This window comes from Flavobacterium sp., assembly GCF_040382755.1.
GTDB lineage: Bacteria > Bacteroidota > Bacteroidia > Flavobacteriales > Flavobacteriaceae > Flavobacterium.
Genome location: NZ_JBEIET010000299.1, coordinates 1 through 1,080, shown reverse-complemented (window position 1 = coordinate 1,080; position 1,080 = coordinate 1). Strand labels below are relative to the sequence as shown.

Below are 1,080 nucleotides of genomic sequence, written 5' to 3'. Positions count from 1 at the left end.
GAATTATACGATTGGTTTTTAAATCAAATTTATGATGAAACCAAAGTACGACCAAAACAAAGAGAATTTGCTCGTAGAAATTTATCGCACACCGTAGTTTCTAAACGTAAATTATTACAATTAGTTGAAGAAAAGCACGTTACAGCTTGGGACGATCCGAGAATGAGTACGATTTCTGGTATGAGAAGACGTGGAATAACCGCAACCGCCATTCGTAACTTTGCAAATACAATCGGAATTGCAAAACGTATGAATTTAATTGATGTGTCGCTTTTAGATTTCTGTATTCGTGAAGATTTAAACAAAATTGCGCCTCGTGTGATGGCGGTTTTAAATCCAATAAAACTGGTAATTACAAATTATCCAGAAGGAAAAGAAGAGTGGTTAACCGCAGAAAACAATCCAGAAGAAGAAGTTATGACTTATAGAGAAGTACCTTTTTCTAAAGAATTATATATAGAAAGAGAAGATTTTCAAGAAGAAGCGCACAAGAAATTTTTCCGTTTAACTTTAGGAACTGAAGTACGTTTAAAAAACGCGTATATCATTAAAGGTGAATCTGTTGTAAAAGATGCAGAAGGAAATATTACCGAAATTCATTGTACATACGATGTAGATTCTAAATCAGGAAGTGGTACAGAAGCGAGTAATAGAAAAGTAAAAGGTGTAATTCATTGGGTTTCTATACCACACGCGGTTGAAGCGGAAGTTAGAATGTATGACCGTCTTTTTACACACGAAAATCCTGATGGCAATAAAGAGGTTGATTTTAAAGAATACATCAATCCAGAGTCTTTAAAAGTAATTACAGGGTATGTTGAACCAAGTTTACAAACCGCAAAAGAACTTGATCATTTTCAATTTCAACGCTTAGGTTATTTTTGTGTTGATAAAGATACTTCAGCTGAAAAATTAGTTTTCAATAAAACCGTTGGATTAAGAGATACTTGGGCAAAAGTTTCTGAACAATAAAAACACGTTTGTCATTCTGAACTTGTTTACTTCGTCAGTTCGCAAGCTCGGGTCAGAATCTAATTTAAATTTCAAACCTATAAGGAAAAATTCTTTATAGGTTTTTTT

At 33.3% G+C, this 1,080-nt stretch carries 1 protein-coding gene; it reads left to right on the top strand.

All coding sequences use genetic code 11. The annotated features are described in order from the left end of the window. The coding region (locus tag ABWO04_RS12110; RefSeq protein ID WP_353079931.1) for a glutamate--tRNA ligase family protein at nt 1-972 on the top strand (972 nt) is incomplete at its 5' end. Nucleotides 973-1,080 lie beyond the last annotated feature (108 nt).